Source organism: uncultured Gimesia sp. (genome assembly GCF_963976445.1).
In the GTDB taxonomy this organism is placed as follows: Bacteria; Planctomycetota; Planctomycetia; order Planctomycetales; family Planctomycetaceae; genus Gimesia.
The window spans coordinates 23918-40295 of sequence record NZ_CAXBKP010000031.1 but is presented as its reverse complement, the minus strand read 5'-3'; the positions used below and the strand labels follow the sequence as shown (position 1 = coordinate 40295).

Sequence of the window (16378 nt, the reverse complement as noted above, 5' to 3'; positions counted from 1 at the left end):
CGAACGCGGGATAAGAGCAATCCGCCAGTTGCGGTCAGTACCATGGTTGGCGTCTCTTGACGTTGCTGTTCAAGCCGTGCCAGCGCCTGGACGTATACGGCACGGTTTTACCGAGGGTAACGGCGATATCGTCACAACAATTTTCGCGTTCCTGGCGGATCTGATTCGAGATCCACCACATTCCAGGATGATAGAAAAGCAGAGATTCAATCACCGTTTGTGCAAGGTTGATCAAATAGTCATGCCTGCGGACGTGAGCCAGCTCATGCGCTAAGATCAACTCGATCTCTTGCACTGTGAGGCCTGTGACAACGGAAGCCGGCAATAAGATGATGGGAGATAAACAGCCAACGACCGTTGGCACTTCAACCAATGATGACTGAAAAAATTGTACGCTCTGTTTGACGCCTAGTCGGATAGCCAGGCTGGTTCCCAAGTCTCGTAACTGGTTAGCGAGCGGGGACAATCCGTGGCGTTTCAGCCGACGTACATGGAGCCATCCCCAGAGTGGCCTAAGTGCAAAGAGGGCAGTCCCCATTAGCCAGACGATGGTTGCCAGCGGCAGCCAGGGACGCAATAACGATAATAGCTCGTCTGTGAAAAAATATGTGGGAAGGACCGCATGTGAAACAGTGTCCGTCTCGCGTTCTGTAGAAGAGGACTGCGTCGCAGGAGATATTGGATCTGTAATCAGGTCTTCAGAATGTGTGAAGAGATTCGAAGACACTGGCAAATCGTTTGATCCCTTAGCCAATGTGGGTGTGTCGTTTTTGTCTGTCGAAACCTGAATGGGATTTTGTGAAAGTAGATAGTAAGTGCTTAGCGGAAAGCCGAGCATTGAGAACAGCGTCACACAACAGACAAAATATCGAACGGTTGCCGGGCGATTTCTGAGTAATATCGAAACGAGATGATACGCGATTGCGAGTAGCGTGACCTGCCATAAGGAATGCAGTAATGTCCAACCCACGCGTTCGGCCCAATCAGCTTGGAATATCGTTGATAACGCGTTCATTTCTCACTCTCTTCCAACTCATCCAGTAACTGACGAATTTCGGCCAGATCTTTCGGAGAAGCTTGCTGTGAGGAAAGTGCCTGTAAAACAAGGCTCCCGGTTGAGCCATTGTAAACTTTACTGATGAGATCCTGCAGCATTTTCTTCTGCGTACGTTGTTGAGTGGCAGCAGGACGGTACATCTGAGGGTGAACTGTTTCGTCACGTTTGACAAGTTTCTTGCCGAGCATGACCGACAGCATCTTGACTGTCGTGGAATAGTTTGTGTTACGATCCTCAGAGATACAATTATGAATCTGACGCGCTGTCGCAGCCTGCTTCTCCCAAAGAATGCGAAGGATTTGTAGCTCGACTTCCGTCAGCTGTGAAGACGGGGGACGCGGCATATTGGGGCTCCAGTGAAAGGGGGGCGGAGTAGCGAATAGTTTCGCTACTCCGATATATACTAGCGAACGTATTCGCCATTGCAACCCCGAAACGAAAACTTTCGCCAGCATGCTCTATCGCGTTCAATGAGTAAGCATACGAACGCATTTCTCGCCGAGTCCGAACCGGTTTTCTTTCAGGACTGGCTGCAGAATTATTGAGATGAGGTGAATTCCTTTTTTGCTCGCTCCTCGTAATCTTCTGTTGATGAAAAAGCCGAAAGAGCCTTGATTTGTTGACTCAAACGCATGACTAAACTTCAGACAATTGTGATTAATAAAACTAAAATTGACTCTGCTGGATAAGTAAAGATTTCTTGTATGAAATTTTTGTATACATTTAGCTGAAAAATAATATAGTGAGGAATGAGTGTGTTTTTTGAGACGTGATCACTCAGATTCATTTCTTTTTAGCGGGGCCAATTATGAAGACACAAAAACGTGGATTTACACTGATTGAATTATTGGTCGTGATAGCGATTATCGCGATTTTAATTTCGTTGTTGTTGCCGGCGGTCCAGCAGGCCCGTGAAGCGGCGCGACGGAGTTCGTGCAAGAACAACCTGAAACAGATTGGGTTAGCGTTGCACAATTACCATGAGACGTATCGTTCGTTTCCTCCGGGAGGAGTCACACTCGGCACTTGTTGTTCAACCAAAAGTGGGATCAACTGGGCCATCGCGATTCTACCTTACCTCGATCAGGCACCGTTGTTTCAACAGTATGATTCCAACGCGTTCAACGAAGATCCCCCCAACGCGACTGTCCGGGAGCAAAACATGGTTGTTTACAACTGTCCGTCGGATAAGAACGCCGGGAAATTGATGCAGCCGGAGAGTGGGCCGGGTAGCGGCGTACAATATCGCATGAGTTCCTATCGCGCCGTTTCTGGAAAAAGTGATACAAGCGGCTGGTTCGATAATGCGGAAGGGGCGTCTCTTTCGGAGAATTGGAAAGGTGTCCTGCATAGTATTGGGACGACTGGTTACACGGTCGAAAAATTCAGTTCGATTACCGATGGGACATCGAATACGATTGTGGTGGCAGAGTATCATACGAGAACCCGTCCTCGTCGCGGGACGTTTTGGGCCTACACATACACTTCTTACAGTCAGTCTTCCTTTACCGCGCAACGTCGTACTTTGATCCCTGATTATGATCGTTGTGTGGCAATCGGAGGCACAGGAGGCAGTAACGCCTGCAAACGAGGCTGGGGCAGTTTGCATGTCGGTGGAATGCAAGTTCTACTGGCGGACGGATCAAGTCGCTTTATGAGTGAAAATATTGATTTGGGGATCTTTCAAAGTCTGGCAACCATGGAAGGGGAAGAAATCATCGGGGAATGGTGATCGCTCTGATTCTCGCGGTGGAAAGTGACAGATGTGTTGAAATCTGATGGTTTGAATTCCGTGTAAGGAGTGTTTTCATAGATGAGCAACTTATTGATACCTCGAATATTTCTAGTGACGATCTTGACTGTGGTGCTGACGGGATGTGGTTCTGATAAGGTGGAGTTGGCGACGGTTAGCGGGACGGTAACCATGAACGGTGAGCCGCTACCAGGGGCTACGGTAGTCTTTCGGCCTCAAACGACAGTAGAGGACAATGAGGCCAAAGTAGGGGCCGAGTCATATGGCAAAACGAATGGAGATGGCCAGTATCACCTTACGATCGTTTTGACCGGCGCGAAAGGGGCAGTCGTCGGGCCAAATGATGTGATGATTTCGCTTGATGAGTTCGAGGAAATATTGCCATCCTTTGACTCGTCAGGAAAAGACCGCCGCGGCCCCAACCCGATTCCGGCAGAGTACAATTCGAAAACGACACTGAAATTCGACGTGCCTCCAGCAGGGGCAGAGGACGCCGACTTTAAACTCGAGAATCCCGAGTTCAAGGTTCCCGATAAGAAAGCCCATTCGGAACAAGATGTGTCATAACGCAGAATAAACGATCGCGAATCTGGATTATGATTGGTTCTTCCGAAAGTTGAGACGATTTACATTGATGTTACTTAGAAGTTAAATCAATGTCGATTTGGTTTTCACCTTCCTTAACCGTAAATTCGAGACCGCTGGTGGAGTGTTGCTGATACTTCACAGGGAATTTCGGTTTGGCAGGGGCCACATCGCCGCCTTCGAGCATCTCCTCCGCCGACATTTCTTCCGTATCTTTGCCAATTCGGGGAGGTTGGATCAGTACCTTGTAACTGCCCATGGGGAGTTCCGATTTGCGTTCTCCATCGCGCGCCCAGGTAATCGAATAATTTCCTTCCGCATCCGTCTCTCCAAAGGCTGCGTACCCGGCATCCATCTTCATGAAGAGTAACTGAGTTCCCTGGTCAATCGTTTTTCCATCCATCGTCAGTTTACCCGTGACACTCCCCATCGGGCCGAAGTCAGTTTCTTTCGAGCATGCTGAGGTGCTAATCCCCAGTAGAACAATGAGCAATGAAGTAACAACACGTGACGCGTGCATGAGAAACTTCCTTTGTAATCGAAATACAGATTCAAATCATGATCGAGACACAATTCAACCATGTTTTAAGATAGGAGACTCAGTGGAGCAGCTCAGGATTAATACTCTCCCACTGGCCGACCGTCATCACGAGTCGCCAATTGCTTCAGGGTCTCAAGGTGAATGTTTTCGCTAAGAAAACGGACTGAACCATCTGTACGTAAGACTTGAACGCCTCCCACGTGAAACGACATCAGTGGGTTATTGGCCCCTACGTTACTGCCCATACCCGGGAAGAGCTGATTGGCAAACGGTTCCTGGTTAGGGCTGTATCTGACCGTTGTCAGATTGAAACAGCGTTGATCTGAATTTGCGGAGACCGGCTGTAGATTGGGTGGCGTGCCTGTCACGCGCAGTCCCATCAACCAGCCATGTGTTGTACCAGAGGCCGCCAGTTTGGAATAGGTACCGGCAGTCAGTCGCTCCAGGTTTCCATTTGCCTCTCCAATTATGATGGTGTTACTGGACCCATCGGTGCAGTCGCGCAGACGGATGCCTTTATTGGGGACGAGCATTCCCCCGCCTGAAATCAGCCCCAGGCTACCATCGTCAAAGATACGACTTTCAGTAAATGAAGTCGGGTCAGCGGCTCCAGTGATTCCGGCGTAATGCGCGAAAGGGCAGAAAGACCCATTGCGCACGGCCAGCGTGGATGAAGGACAGGTGAATGCCGGTATTTGTCCTGCCTGATTGGCAATCAGACCGTTGGAATCACCGGCGCTCCCGGCGCCTTCTCTGATGTAACCCGGGGACTCGCCTTCCCATTCCATTGCATTGTACATGGTGGCGAGATCCATGAAGGGTAAAATTAAACCATAAAAACTGGGGCCAAAACTATGGCCACTTCCCCCGTTGCGAGGCACACTGGAGTGAACACCTCCCGGAGGAAACTGTGAAAACGTTTCATAGTAATTGTGCAAACCAATCCCCAGTTGTTTGAGATTGTTTTTACACTGAGATCTGCGAGCCGCTTCGCGTGCCTGTTGAACGGCAGGTAAGAGTAGAGCAATGAGAATAGCGATGATGGCAATCACAACGAGTAATTCAATGAGTGTAAAACCAAGTGGACGTTTCCTCATAATTATGTATCCCAGCCCAAAATAAGAATCCACCCCGGAGAAATGTGAAAAAGATCCTGATGATTCAAGAAAAAGATAAATCGACGGAAATCCAGACGGGGGGTATGAATGGATCTCTCCCGCTATCCATTTCTCCCTGGCAGAGAAAAAATCCCCTTACTTTTTTAAGAAAATATGATGAATAAGTTAAAATAAACAGTAGATTGGCTGATTAAGCAAAAAGTGAAATATTGCAGGGGGAATTCCGCATCCGTCTGGAGAAGTAGTCTGGTGACTTACAACATGATGATGAGGTCGTTCTACTGAGCCATATAGTCCAAAATCAAAATGACGCGATGAAAGCTTCGGGAAATATGTTTGCCAAGTTCATGGTCACATACGATCGTGCGCTGCTGCGATATATTATGATGCTGATCCCGCGCCGGGATGATGCGGAAGAAGTGTTACAAAGAACGGCGCTGGTGATGTGGGAAAAATTTGATGAGTTTGACTTAAACAGAGACTTTCTCCCATGGGCAACCCGCTTTGCCTATTTCGAAGCACTGAATTTTCGCAAGGAATGCGCCCGCAGCAGACTGATGTTTAATGAAGAGGTCATGTCTTTGCTGGCAGAGTCACGCAAAGATCAAGAGACCTATTTGGGCCAACAACGTTCAGCATTGAAACATTGCCTCGCCGAACTTTCCCTGGAAGACAGGAATATGTTGGAACGCAGATATTCAGATTCATCAACCATTAAGACACTGGCTGAAGAACAAGGACGGACTGTCAAAGCGCTCTATCGACGGTTAGACCGTGTACGCAAATTAATTACTGATTGTGTCGAACGCCGCGTCGCTGCTTTGGACAGGATTTAAAGGACTTATTTAGATGTCAGCACCATTTCCTAATGGACAAAATCCCGAAAGTGATGTCGATCTGATTCGGCGTTTACTTGATGGGCGGATTTCAGAAGAGGAGCTGCAGGGAATTCAGAGCCGCCTTCAGACAGATACTTCGTTTCGAGATCACTATATTCAATTGGTGGATCTTGAGTCTGCGCTTTATGAAGAGTGCTCTGTACCGAATTCGAATGCGCATTCCTCTGCGATATTACAGCTGAAAACACAACAGACGGCGACAAATCGCAAGACCGTCATCGCGATCACCGTCAGTGTTGTCTGCCTGATCCTCGTGATTTCTTTTGTATTATCTCCGTGGTATTCCCGGACCGTTCCCAACGACCAGCATCTGACGCTACCATCCAATCAGGAGACGCCCAAATCAAAACGGGAGGAGGAATTGAGTAACTCTCTTCTTCCTAAAAGCGAACCCGCACCGGATATTGCCATTTTAACTCAGGTGAGCGGCATCGACTCGGATGACTTGAAAATCGGACGCTGTTTTAAAGCGGGGACACTGAAAATTCCGCAGGGACAAATCAAACTGGAGTTTTTCAGCGGCGCGCTGATTACCATTGTGGGGCCAGCAGAGATCGAGATGATCTCAAAGTCGGCTGCAACATTGCGATCCGGCAGGGCCACCGCGTTAATTCCTGAGTCAGCAATTGGTTTTGTGATCAATGCACCGGAGTCTGCTGTTGTTGATTTAGGGACTGAAATTGGGATTCAAGTCGAGAAACATGCTCCTGTAGAAGCGAAACGGCTGAAGAGTCAGGCGAAGCTTCCATTGGCAGGAAACGAAGAATCTTCTATCGCCAGTAACCGCTCCAATCCATCATCAGGTGACCGCCTCGATAAAAATAAAATGGCATTACCCAATAAGCTGGACGCCTCGACCAATTCTCTGAAAATCGTTGAAACTCCTTCATTGGCCCTCACCGTCAGGCAGGGATATATCGACGCGATTAAACAGGCGCGGCCTCTGGTTTACTGGCGTTTTGAAGCGGAAGAGCATGGGCAGGTACGAAATGAGATGAGTCCGCAATGGGCGGCTGACGTGATTCGCAATATTAATGAACCGAACGGTTTACGAATTGTTGATGGGCACGCGCAATTTAAAAAGTCAAAAGCGCCTCGTATGATTATGTCGGCAGATCCCTTTCCGCAATGGAATGAAGGGCCCTTTTCAATCGAGTTTTGGTTAAGGGCAGATAGATTGTCACACATGACTTGTGTGTCCGTTATTCAAGAAACGGATGTCGTTGGAATTCAACATCTCAACGTAATTGAGATCATGGCCAAACAATACCTTTCTAACCTGAAACATGATATTGGCAATCTGCGTTTTCTGCAAAGAGACCCTCCCTGCGCTGATGGGAAGACAGGGGTGAATCTCTTCTCAAGAGAACGGTGCACTCACGGGCAGTGGATGCAGGTCGTTGTTGTTAAGAAACACGATATGTTGGAGCTGTATCTTGATGGATTGATTGCCCGCCGTGTTTTTCTGAACGTGGCCAGTGATTCATCAACCTACAAGCTTTACCTGGGCCAACTCAGGATCGTGAATACGCTACGGCAGTTCATAGGCGGCATTGATGAATTCGCATTCTACAAACGAGCCTTGAGCCCGGAAGAGATCGACAATCACTTTCGCTTGATGTTCTGGTGATTTGCCTGTCGAAGTTAGTTGAAACTGGCCAGAGTCGGTCTTTCAATCGGCTCAGCCGAACAATTCCATGATCGGTTTGCCCGTCGTCAGGGTGCGTAAAATACCGGTAGGGTCTTTCGGATCGTTGATCGGAATGTCGAGGGCGTGGTAGATGGTCGCCGCCAGTTCCTCGGGGCGGACCGGGTTGTGGGTGGGATACTGACCGTACTTGTTGGACTTGCCGTAGACGTTTCCCCCTTTAATGCCCGCTCCCGCCAGAATCGATGAAAAGCATCGCGGCCAGTGTTGTCGCCCCGGCGGGTCCTGCTTCAGCACGTTGGGGGTGCGACCGAACTCGCCTGTGACAACCACCAGCGTGTTGTCCAGCATGCCGCGCTCTTTGAGATCAGAGAGCAGAGCAGCCAGTGCCTGATCCAGACGAGGCAAACAGAAGCCCATGCCGTAAGAGCCGTTACCGAAGGCGTTGCCCATGCCCATGTTGCCGCCATGCATGTCCCAGCTGCTGCTGGGAGGCCCTTTCTTGTCATGCTCTGCCTGTCCCGTCCAGCCGTTGACGGTCACAAACCGCACGCCCGATTCCATCATCCGCCTGGCCAGAAGCAGATTCTGTCCGAGGGGATGCATGCCATATTTTTCACGGACTTTGACCGGCTCCTCATGCATGTTAAACGCCTTTCGGCCTTCCGCCCGCGTCAACGCTTCATAGGTCTTCTCGCGCAGGTCAGACCAGTCCTTCACTGTCTGGTCTTGATCCAATCGATTCGATTCCAGCTTGCTTAGCACTGTCTTCCGTTTTTCAAAGCGCGCCTCATCGTAGGCAGCGTAAATTTCGGGCGGCTTGAATTCTTTCATTGCCGGATGGTTGTTTGCTGAGCCGACAAAGACGGGCGCATAGGCCGAGCCCAGGTAACCGCCGATGCCAATGTTGGGCGCACAAAAAACAGGCGGCCCCACGCATTTAATCAGCCAGGCATTCGACACGAAATTGCGTTTGCTCGGTTTATGTTTGGCGACGAATGAGCCGAGGTAGGGTTGTTCGTTCGCTGTACCCTGCTGTACGCGCTTGTTCGATTGGCCGCTGAGCAGATTGTGCATCGCGTCAAAGTGATTGCTGATCGCGCCCGGATGCGACATTGAATTGATCAGCGTAAACTGGTCGGTCAACTTCGCCAGTTCGGTGTGCATCTCATTGATCCGCATGCCCGGCACCTTGGTGGCAATCGGCATGTAAGGCCCACGATATTCTACTGGGGCCTCCGGCTTCATATCCCAGGTATCCAGGTGGCTTGGTCCGCCGCACAGCAGGACGAAAATACAAGACTTCTCCGCCGCGACCGCGTTTCCCGAGGAGTCCACCTTGTCGCTTCCCAGCACCATGCCTGGCATGCCGAGACTCATCGTGCCTAAACCACTCGCAATGAGGGCCTGTCGTCGGTTCATCTGGAATTCGTCCATGCGCAACCTCACTATTTGTCGTATAAACCCAAGTTGATGTGTGGATTATACCATTTTTCTCAGGGATACAAGAGGAAAATGGGCGAGATATCAGAGAGAGCCAGATTCAGAGGAAATTCACCAAATTGAGTGCGTTAGATAGGAGAAAAGGAAGGGTGAGTCATTCTACGAAAGAGTTTGCATCATCGTCACTAAGGGAGAGAGAGTTCCAGCGACAAGAAAAACCAGCCAGGATCCACCCAAACCAATCATTATGATCGCATAGTATTTCCGCAAACGAACTTTGCAAAGACTGGAATAGACAACCCCCAAAAACAACGTAAATAACACAGAGGTTCCTAATCCTATGAAGATCGCACCATTGCTGAGTCGAAGCCACTGCCGGTACTCTGAAACACAGTCAATCGCTCTGCCAGCCAAAGTCTGCTGGAACTCTACAGACCAGACACTGACTTCGAAATCAGAGTAAATCGATTCAAGTTGAGGTGAAATTAGAATCGAGTAGAGCATCGGAAGAACTATGAACAGACAAGCGATGGTAACCACGAAAAACCGTGGGTGTCCGCTCGTAATTAAAGATTGAGTTTTCTCGTCTGCATCCCATGGGACGAAGGCACACAGAGCAAAATATAATATGGGTATGAGGGCTAGTCCAATACCGCTGCTCAGTACTGACAAAAGTGCGTAAGAGAGAATCAAAACGCTTCGAACGAGCGTAGGATCAACATTGAAGTGCTTCGCGTATCCGGCACATAGTCCCCCGATTAGACCATCTTTCCGACTCTTACAAAATTTACCGCGTTTGCAGGTCAGCGTATTGTCTGTTTTGATCTGTTCTGAAGGAGTTGTCATCACCTGTGAAAGTCGCCGGTATTCTTCCTCGGTAATTTTCCCATTCTGAAGCATCTGGTCGAGTTTTTCGCGAGACGAGATCTCAGTTGATTGCATGGTCATAACCTTTCAATCGCTTTAGCTGCTTCCTCGGATGTCATTTCGCCATTCTCCAGTTTCTTAAGAATCGCAAATTTTTCTTCTTCATCTTCGAGGTGGCAGCGATATGACTTGATGATCCGATCCAGTCGATTCCGAATCGCGACATAACCCAACCCCGATCCTTCGGCCAACGTTTTAATACTGAATCCGGCCAAGAGGTATCGCTCAAGAAACTCCAGGTCTTCACTTGGTAAGTGAGAGAATTGTGTCGTCCGAAAATGCCCTCTAATTTCCACATCGCACCGATCGCACGCCGCGACTACCGGGCGCATAACCGCATTGCAATAAGGACATTCTGTTTTGATTCTCGTGAGTTCCATTTTTCTATTATATCGAGTTGAGTTGCGTTGTCCCAAATAAAATTTCGATATTGGAGTCGTATCAAAATAAAATTATGGTATCAGGCTTGCTTGTAGAATATTTATCAAACTTGCTGGGTTAGCGAAAGTGGGTATTGAAAATTCAAAGCTACCAGATGGGAATTACGAATTATACCACTCAGTTTCTACGACCCAGCACATTACCAACATGAGCCGAGAAAACATTTTGGGTCAATTCTGAACCCCTCTCAGACTGGATTGATTATACGGTAATTGGTCTCAGGTTCTGACTTCAATGTTCACTCACTGGAAACTTCTGTTGATCATTATTTGCAGGCTGGTAAAATTGACCTGTACAGCGTGTTATGTGAAGTGCGTGCGTTATTATTGGATTATTATTTTCTTTTCACAACGAGTCAGGCGGTGAATGGCACCTTGAAACTTTGTGTGCCGACACGCGCCAACGGGAGGCAGTCATGAGTCAGGTAAGCAGAAGAGATGCAGTAAAAATGGTGGCGGGAATGGGCATCGTTGCGACAGGCGTCGGTGTGATCGCGACCAGAGACTCAGACAGCGAAGCGGCTACGAAACAAAAAGAGACGACCGGCAAACCAGAGCCTGCGACGCAAGTGGCTGAGAAGGAAGATGGGAATTCGAAACGGATCGATAAGGAGCTGGAGAGTGCTCTCAAGGATCCCTCAATGTTCTATTTCCTGGAGCAGGTCACATTTAAGAAGCCGGATCGCAAATATCGCCTCATTTTTACTTCTGCTTATAGCAATCCGGAATGGGATTCCCAAGAAGTGAAACTCGACAGAACGGGCTCGATGCGGATCTTTCGTGCCATTGCTGATCAGGATGAATTCACCAGACAAGGCGGTTTGTACTGGAAAAATCATAAAACGACCGGCAAGATTCAGTTCAAGCATCCCGGAGCACTGGTCCTGGCCGTCTGCGAACTTGATGGCACGGTCAATTGCTATTCACTGATGCATGATTTTCGCTGCTGAACCACACGGTTCTGTTTATCCAGAGACAGAAGCAAGAAGATTGGGGTGGGAGCGAGCACAATTCTGTTCGACACGACATTAAGGTCGATGTCGATGCGCGCTTTTCTCAATTCCGATCATCATTTAGAATTTTATAGAACTGTTTAAACAATTTTGCTATAATGCTTTTTCTATAGAAGTGAACCCATCTTTTTTCCCCTGTTCTTGGGGTTTTATTTATTTCATTTCTTGAGAGGAGGCTGATATGTCTGCTTCTACTTCTCACCGCCCGGTATTGAGTTACCTCTACAACCACAATCCGTTCTATGTCATTAGTGCGGTTTTGATGTTGTTCGCCGTGCGGTCCGCTTACGGAACCATCGAGATTGGTTCCATCAATTGTTGGCTTATGATGGGAGTGCTCGCCGGGTATACTCTGTTGTTGGCGGGGATCGGCGTGCTGATTGTGCGTTGGGGCAAAGTCTGGGAAGATGCCCGCTCGATTCTGCTGTTGCTACTGCTACTGTTTCTCGGTGTTTCTGTGAGTATGGATGATCTGTTTTCCCGCATTTCTCCGGAACAGGGAATGACTTTGATGATCGCCGGCTTTCTGTTTTCGGCGATCGTTTCTGAAGCCGTTTTATGGGGGGCAGGCATTCGTCTGGGTTTTCGCTATCGTATTCCTTATCACCTGTTTCTGGCTCTGTTTTATGTGGCACCCTGGTGGTGTTCTCCTGAGATGCATGCCCGTTCGGCTGCATCTTTGGAATGGACGCTGTTTCTGTTCCCTGTCGCCGCTTCCGTCTTGTTTCTGTGCCTGCTGCCCGCCATTCGAGGGGGCGTCAATTATGTCAAAGGGAACGGCACTCCCTGGGGCTGGCCGTGGTTTCCCTGGATTGCGTTTGGCGTGATCGCCGCTTGTGTCAGTCTGCGCTCGTTCGCACTTTGCCTTACGTTTGGCCCTGCGGGGCCGATGTGGATTACATCAGGAAGCGGCCCACGCCTGATTTCCTTCGATACCCTGTGGGGCTTCTATTTTTTAATTCCACTCGGCTTTGTCTTGCTCCTGCTGTTGCTGGAGGGAAGTCTGGTGACACGCAACAAAGCCTTTCAGGCAGGCGTGATCCGATTTTCTCCGTTGTTACTTTTGCTGGCGATGCCGGTGGTAACAGGGCGGGTCCACCTTGGTTTTCTGTTCCAAGTGACTGATGTGATTGGCTCTCCTATCTGGATCACACTTTGGTTGATGCTGGGATTTTATCTCTGGGCGGCGTTTCGACGTGTGCCGGGCGCGATCGGGGCAGGGCTGGGGGCGATTGCGCTCCTCTCTATCGTTGGTCCCCAGACTCTTGGTACGCGGACGCTCATCGATCCTACACCCTGGCCATTGCTCCTGGATGGAGTCCTGCTACTGGGACTGGGAATGAGGAAGCGTTCCTCAGGAATCTGTACTGTCGGAGTTCTGGCGGCGACATTGGGGATCTGGCTTCTGATTCCGGACACGATCCTATTCCAGTATCGATTTACGGCCTGTTTTCATTTCTTGTGGATCGCGGCGCTGGTGCTGGGACTGACGATGAAGGATGATTTCAGCCGGGTTTTGCAATGTGCGAGTGCGCTGTTGATTCCATTAGTCTCAGTGGTCGTCATCTGGAGTACGCGCGCGGTAGAAATCCCGTTTATCTGGCGGGTCTCTTATGTGGCTTCGTGGGCCGTTGGTTGTTTGTTGATCGCCCGTTTCTGGTCAAATCGCTGGTTCTGGTATTCCTTTACTGCCACACTGAGCGTCTTACTTTATACCAGTGCCGCTTACGGATTTCGACTGGCAACGCAAGTCCTCAGCCGCGAGGCCGTAACCGCGTTTATCTGGTCAGTGGCCGCCTTATTGATCGCCTTTCTGATCAGCGCCCACAAAGCCCGCTGGCTACCGGAGCATGCCTGGTTATTACCCCGAAAAGAAACGCCATCGGAAACAGATATGCTGCCGCAATCAGCAGAGGAATCACCTGTGGATGAGGAGTGATTGCAGACCGATTTGTTTTCGCTAAAATTTGCTCCTCTCTTCACTTTGGAGAGGGGAGCGCGATATTAAAGAGGGTCATGAAATATGCTTGGAGTGGTACCAGACTCAACCTAGATGGGAAATTACAGTTGACGTAAATCTTGTGACAAAAAGCTATTGAGGATGAATCTGGAATGACCACGCTCAATCAAACGAAACCTTTGCCAATCCAAAACGACTCTGACAAACGTGGTTCACACAAAGGGTTCAATCGAACATCAGATTTTGATCGCATCCTTTCATTTTGCCAGAAAAGAACGACTCTTAACGATTTGGGAACTCTTGACTTCCCACGCGATTCCCCAAACGAGTGTCATATAATCAGGACTCGATTCTCATCCGATGATCATGAATCACCAAACTTGATTTCTGAGTTAATCATACTGGGACAACGCGCAATACAAAGTACAGCAGAATTACTTGATCCCTGCCTGAAAAAACTAGCATCTGAGTATGCAAGTAGTTCACACAGCAGACGCTATGAAATATGCGCTGAGCTTTATCACTCTTTATTGACTCAGTCGCAACCCGTTCGTTCTCAAAAAGAATTATTGGAACATATTTGGGACGACCTTTCGAATCAATCCTGTAACCGAATCTTTGCTCGACAATTCACTAAACATGGAAATCCAAATTGTATTGGTCGTGCGTTGATCATACTTGCTTTTGCGAAACTCGCTAATGCAACCGTGTTGGGAGCAACTCCTCTGATACCCAGTTCAGAGGTCGCTATCAGACATGATTGTCGTGTGGCAAGACGTATTTTAAGGCACGCCCGAAGACACAAAGTCCAACTTAAACCAGAGCTGATTTCTTTCTTAGAATTTATCGTTACGCGTCCTGAACTTGATCGCGTTCGGCCTGCTATGTTTCACATGGGAGTCGTATTTCAAATAGGTTCTGCTGGCTGGGTTTTAATCGATCCTCACGCGAAAGTATTTGGCAAATATCAAAATGAAGCACTGATTTCTCAAATCGAGAAAAATAGTATCAAGAGACCACAGGCGATTTTCAATGTTGATTATCGCGCTGAAACAAATATCAAAATATGTGACCAATTCAGGAAACTGAAATCCTTAACCACATTTCTCCATCAAATTCAAACACTCAGTACATCAAACGAATGTGATATCGGTGAAGCCCTGCATGCAATAATAACGTCAAAGTTTCTTGAATTTATACTCAGTGACGAATGGAACATCTCCCAAGAACAAAAAGAAAAAATCGCCTCACAACTTCGAGGTGTTTACTCCCCTGTTGTTGATGAGCTTTATCTTGAGCAATTGCTGGGAAAAAAGTGCCCCATGTCTACTTTGAGCCGCATACAAGCGTTATTGGAATATTTTCTATTGCTGGATTGCGGAAAAGAATTTGTAGGTCTGCTTTCGTTTCACGTTTCTGCAGGAACTCAAACTCTACGCCAGGAGATGCTGAAGCTCTCCTTTGCAGAACTCCTTTCGGAACTCATCGCTAGATTTCATGGGTTTATGTTTAATAAATCTTCGATGGGAAACGATCAGAAATTATTACATCCCGGAGTTGAGCTGTATCAACCGGAGTTTCGAGTTGGCGTAGAACTAATCTCTCATGTTAATGCAGTCACTCTTTGTTCTGAGAATGTCACGCAAAAGTTGTCTCGTGTTTGTAATGGGCAATCTGTCCAACTCTCCACAGCGACTGAGATCCTTCGCAATCAAAAAGGAACGATTCACCTTTCATCAAAACGAGCTTTTGATAAATTATGTGCAGCAGAAATTCAATCGGACCGACTTCAAGAAATATTGAATCGGATCTCCATAAAATATCACACGCATATCCAGGAGCATGAAATCTCATGAATCAGAATGAAAACGATTTTGTCAAAAACGAAGCGGGTCACATTAAAGTCAGATTAAAAAAAACGCTTGGTGATATTCAGGGGTGCCGAAACCATTATCTGCTGGAAGCAATCCCTGGGATAATGCCTGTCGTAGAAAAAGTCATAAACGAATTTATTGACGAAACGAAAAACAGTATTGAATTTGCCAACGCACAGGAAGAGTTACAACATGCGAATTATGATCAAGACGAATTAGCCAGATTGATTCGTCAATATGAAACACATCCCTCAATGCAGATTGCCCTGAATGTTGCCTTTGTGATCTGGGAAAACAACCCTGGTACTGAAGAAAGATTACGACAAATCGTTGATCGCGCTGATTATATCTTACCTGGTGGAAGCAAAGCAATTTCTAGCTCTCAAGCGCCAACATAACAAATACCAATCACTTCATGGATAGTCTCATCAAATTCATCCAACCCAAAGAAGGAAGAAGAAATTCTAGTCTCCTGCCAGGTATTCCCGTGGCCCACAGGATTTTGATCAATGGTCGGGGTTCCAGTCAAATTTCAGAAATCGCAGTCCCGTCAATCGGAACACGATTAACGAGAGAATACTGAGAACAATGACGGAGAGAACCGCAGGGATGATTCCCACAACCGTTCCCAGAAAGGCCCAGATCGCAATTTTTGTGATGTCAAAACCATCTGGACTTTGTAGTAGTAGAAGAAGGATGGTCGTAATGCATGAGAATGCGGACGGTAAGAAGACCAGGAATACAAATTCACGATGTCGCGTGGAACCAAAATACTCTGCAAAGAACATTCCGACAGCAGCCCCAAAGCAAATCATCGCGAAATAGAATTGTTCGGTCATTATTCCCAAGGCAAGAATGAGAGCGAGAACGGAACCGAGTTTGAAGCACTCCCCAATCGTGAGTTGTGAGAGGGGCCTCGTATTATATGGTAAAGGCTTCATAATCAGACTGGCATTCGACGCAAGGCAGAACCTGCTTACCCAGATTAGTGTAAGCGACACTGCTTTTAAAAAGAACGAATTTTGAGGCACCGATAAGTTCTATCACTTACAACGTATCTCAATTTCGTTCAAATATCAAGCACATTTCGTCTGTGAACCAATATCGGGGGGCTGTTCCC

At 48.0% G+C, this 16378-nt stretch carries 17 protein-coding genes; 9 read left to right on the top strand and 8 right to left on the bottom strand.

Annotated elements, in window-relative coordinates; all coding sequences use genetic code 11:
* Positions 1-34: 34 nt before the first annotated feature.
* On the bottom strand, positions 35-1015 hold the full coding sequence (locus AAC022_RS23950) for a M56 family metallopeptidase (protein ID WP_339735239.1): 981 nt from the start codon (positions 1013-1015) through the stop codon (positions 35-37).
* Positions 1012-1401: a BlaI/MecI/CopY family transcriptional regulator gene (locus tag AAC022_RS23945; protein ID WP_339735237.1), complete on the bottom strand. Its 390-nt coding sequence runs from the start codon at positions 1399-1401 to the stop codon at positions 1012-1014. Before AAC022_RS23945 ends, AAC022_RS23950 begins: the two co-directional genes overlap by 4 nt.
* Positions 1402-1865: 464 nt before the next feature.
* On the opposite strand from AAC022_RS23945, the gene AAC022_RS23940 reads away from it, so the two are divergent.
* Entirely contained in the window at positions 1866-2789 is a 924-nt protein-coding gene (locus tag AAC022_RS23940) for a DUF1559 domain-containing protein (protein WP_339735235.1), read from the top strand.
* Positions 2790-2870: 81 nt separating this feature from the next.
* The gene (locus tag AAC022_RS23935; RefSeq protein WP_339735233.1) at positions 2871-3377 is read left to right on the top strand and encodes a carboxypeptidase-like regulatory domain-containing protein; all 507 of its coding nucleotides are present in this window, start codon (positions 2871-2873) and stop codon (positions 3375-3377) included.
* A gap of 70 nt (positions 3378-3447) precedes the next feature.
* Here the strand turns inward: AAC022_RS23935 and AAC022_RS23930 are convergent, their stop codons facing one another.
* Entirely contained in the window at positions 3448-3915 is a 468-nt protein-coding gene (locus AAC022_RS23930) for a hypothetical protein (RefSeq protein ID WP_339735231.1), read from the bottom strand.
* A 98-nt stretch (positions 3916-4013) separates the two neighbouring features.
* The gene (locus tag AAC022_RS23925) at positions 4014-5033 is read right to left on the bottom strand and encodes a DUF1559 domain-containing protein (protein ID WP_339735229.1); all 1020 of its coding nucleotides are present in this window, start codon (positions 5031-5033) and stop codon (positions 4014-4016) included.
* Positions 5034-5368: 335 nt separating this feature from the next.
* Here AAC022_RS23925 and AAC022_RS23920 point away from each other — a divergent pair, with 335 nt between their 5' ends.
* Together AAC022_RS23920 and AAC022_RS23915 are read left to right on the top strand one after the other, a co-directional pair.
* Positions 5369-5890, top strand: a complete 522-nt coding sequence (locus AAC022_RS23920; protein ID WP_339735227.1) for a sigma-70 family RNA polymerase sigma factor — start codon at positions 5369-5371, stop codon at positions 5888-5890.
* 13 nt (positions 5891-5903) lie between these two features.
* Entirely contained in the window at positions 5904-7583 is a 1680-nt protein-coding gene (locus tag AAC022_RS23915) for a LamG-like jellyroll fold domain-containing protein (RefSeq protein ID WP_339735225.1), read from the top strand.
* Positions 7584-7634: 51 nt separating this feature from the next.
* Here the strand turns inward: AAC022_RS23915 and AAC022_RS23910 are convergent, their stop codons facing one another.
* The gene (locus AAC022_RS23910) at positions 7635-8849 is read right to left on the bottom strand and encodes a DUF1501 domain-containing protein (RefSeq protein ID WP_339735223.1); all 1215 of its coding nucleotides are present in this window, start codon (positions 8847-8849) and stop codon (positions 7635-7637) included.
* Positions 8850-8864: 15 nt separating this feature from the next.
* On the opposite strand from AAC022_RS23910, the gene AAC022_RS23905 reads away from it, so the two are divergent.
* Positions 8865-8990, top strand: coding sequence for a hypothetical protein (locus AAC022_RS23905; RefSeq protein ID WP_339735221.1), 126 nt, complete (start codon positions 8865-8867; stop codon positions 8988-8990).
* Between the two features lie 213 nt (positions 8991-9203).
* On the opposite strand, the gene AAC022_RS23900 is transcribed toward AAC022_RS23905, so the two are convergent.
* Together AAC022_RS23900 and AAC022_RS23895 are read right to left on the bottom strand one after the other, a co-directional pair.
* Positions 9204-9986, bottom strand: coding sequence for a PspC domain-containing protein (locus AAC022_RS23900; protein ID WP_339735220.1), 783 nt, complete (start codon positions 9984-9986; stop codon positions 9204-9206).
* 2 nt (positions 9987-9988) lie between these two features.
* Entirely contained in the window at positions 9989-10351 is a 363-nt protein-coding gene (locus AAC022_RS23895) for a DUF2089 family protein (RefSeq protein WP_339735217.1), read from the bottom strand.
* Between the two features lie 476 nt (positions 10352-10827).
* Here AAC022_RS23895 and AAC022_RS23890 point away from each other — a divergent pair, with 476 nt between their 5' ends.
* The 4 genes from AAC022_RS23890 (at position 10828) to AAC022_RS23875 (ending at position 15656) form a co-directional block, all read left to right on the top strand.
* Complete coding sequence (locus tag AAC022_RS23890) at positions 10828-11361, top strand: hypothetical protein (protein WP_339735215.1); 534 nt, start codon at positions 10828-10830, stop codon at positions 11359-11361.
* Positions 11362-11605: 244 nt separating this feature from the next.
* A complete protein-coding gene (locus tag AAC022_RS23885; RefSeq protein WP_339735213.1) occupies positions 11606-13363 on the top strand; it encodes a hypothetical protein in 1758 nt (585 codons plus the stop codon).
* A gap of 173 nt (positions 13364-13536) precedes the next feature.
* Positions 13537-15240, top strand: a complete 1704-nt coding sequence (locus AAC022_RS23880) for a hypothetical protein (protein ID WP_339735211.1) — start codon at positions 13537-13539, stop codon at positions 15238-15240.
* Positions 15237-15656, top strand: a complete 420-nt coding sequence (locus tag AAC022_RS23875) for a hypothetical protein (protein ID WP_339735209.1) — start codon at positions 15237-15239, stop codon at positions 15654-15656. Before AAC022_RS23880 ends, AAC022_RS23875 begins: the two co-directional genes overlap by 4 nt.
* A gap of 108 nt (positions 15657-15764) precedes the next feature.
* Here AAC022_RS23875 and AAC022_RS23870 read toward each other — a convergent pair whose 3' ends face one another.
* On the bottom strand, positions 15765-16097 hold the full coding sequence (locus AAC022_RS23870; protein ID WP_339735207.1) for a hypothetical protein: 333 nt from the start codon (positions 16095-16097) through the stop codon (positions 15765-15767).
* Between the last annotated feature and the right edge of the window lie 281 nt (positions 16098-16378).

Bases quoted from the DNA above. Each gene is read 5' to 3' on its own strand.
- AAC022_RS23950 (WP_339735239.1), bottom strand. From the start codon at position 1,015: ATGAACGCGTTATCAACGATATTCCAAGCTGATTGGGCCGAACGCGTG.
- AAC022_RS23945 (WP_339735237.1), bottom strand. From the start codon at position 1,401: ATGCCGCGTCCCCCGTCTTCACAGCTGACGGAAGTCGAGCTACAAATC.
- AAC022_RS23940 (WP_339735235.1), top strand. From the start codon at position 1,866: ATGAAGACACAAAAACGTGGATTTACACTGATTGAATTATTGGTCGTG.
- AAC022_RS23935 (WP_339735233.1), top strand. From the start codon at position 2,871: ATGAGCAACTTATTGATACCTCGAATATTTCTAGTGACGATCTTGACT.
- AAC022_RS23930 (WP_339735231.1), bottom strand. From the start codon at position 3,915: ATGCACGCGTCACGTGTTGTTACTTCATTGCTCATTGTTCTACTGGGG.
- AAC022_RS23925 (WP_339735229.1), bottom strand. From the start codon at position 5,033: ATGAGGAAACGTCCACTTGGTTTTACACTCATTGAATTACTCGTTGTG.
- AAC022_RS23920 (WP_339735227.1), top strand. From the start codon at position 5,369: ATGAAAGCTTCGGGAAATATGTTTGCCAAGTTCATGGTCACATACGAT.
- AAC022_RS23915 (WP_339735225.1), top strand. From the start codon at position 5,904: ATGTCAGCACCATTTCCTAATGGACAAAATCCCGAAAGTGATGTCGAT.
- AAC022_RS23910 (WP_339735223.1), bottom strand. From the start codon at position 8,849: ATGAAGCCGGAGGCCCCAGTAGAATATCGTGGGCCTTACATGCCGATT.
- AAC022_RS23900 (WP_339735220.1), bottom strand. From the start codon at position 9,986: ATGCAATCAACTGAGATCTCGTCTCGCGAAAAACTCGACCAGATGCTT.
- AAC022_RS23895 (WP_339735217.1), bottom strand. From the start codon at position 10,351: ATGGAACTCACGAGAATCAAAACAGAATGTCCTTATTGCAATGCGGTT.
- AAC022_RS23890 (WP_339735215.1), top strand. From the start codon at position 10,828: ATGAGTCAGGTAAGCAGAAGAGATGCAGTAAAAATGGTGGCGGGAATG.
- AAC022_RS23885 (WP_339735213.1), top strand. From the start codon at position 11,606: ATGTCTGCTTCTACTTCTCACCGCCCGGTATTGAGTTACCTCTACAAC.
- AAC022_RS23880 (WP_339735211.1), top strand. From the start codon at position 13,537: ATGACCACGCTCAATCAAACGAAACCTTTGCCAATCCAAAACGACTCT.
- AAC022_RS23875 (WP_339735209.1), top strand. From the start codon at position 15,237: ATGAATCAGAATGAAAACGATTTTGTCAAAAACGAAGCGGGTCACATT.
- AAC022_RS23870 (WP_339735207.1), bottom strand. From the start codon at position 16,097: ATGACCGAACAATTCTATTTCGCGATGATTTGCTTTGGGGCTGCTGTC.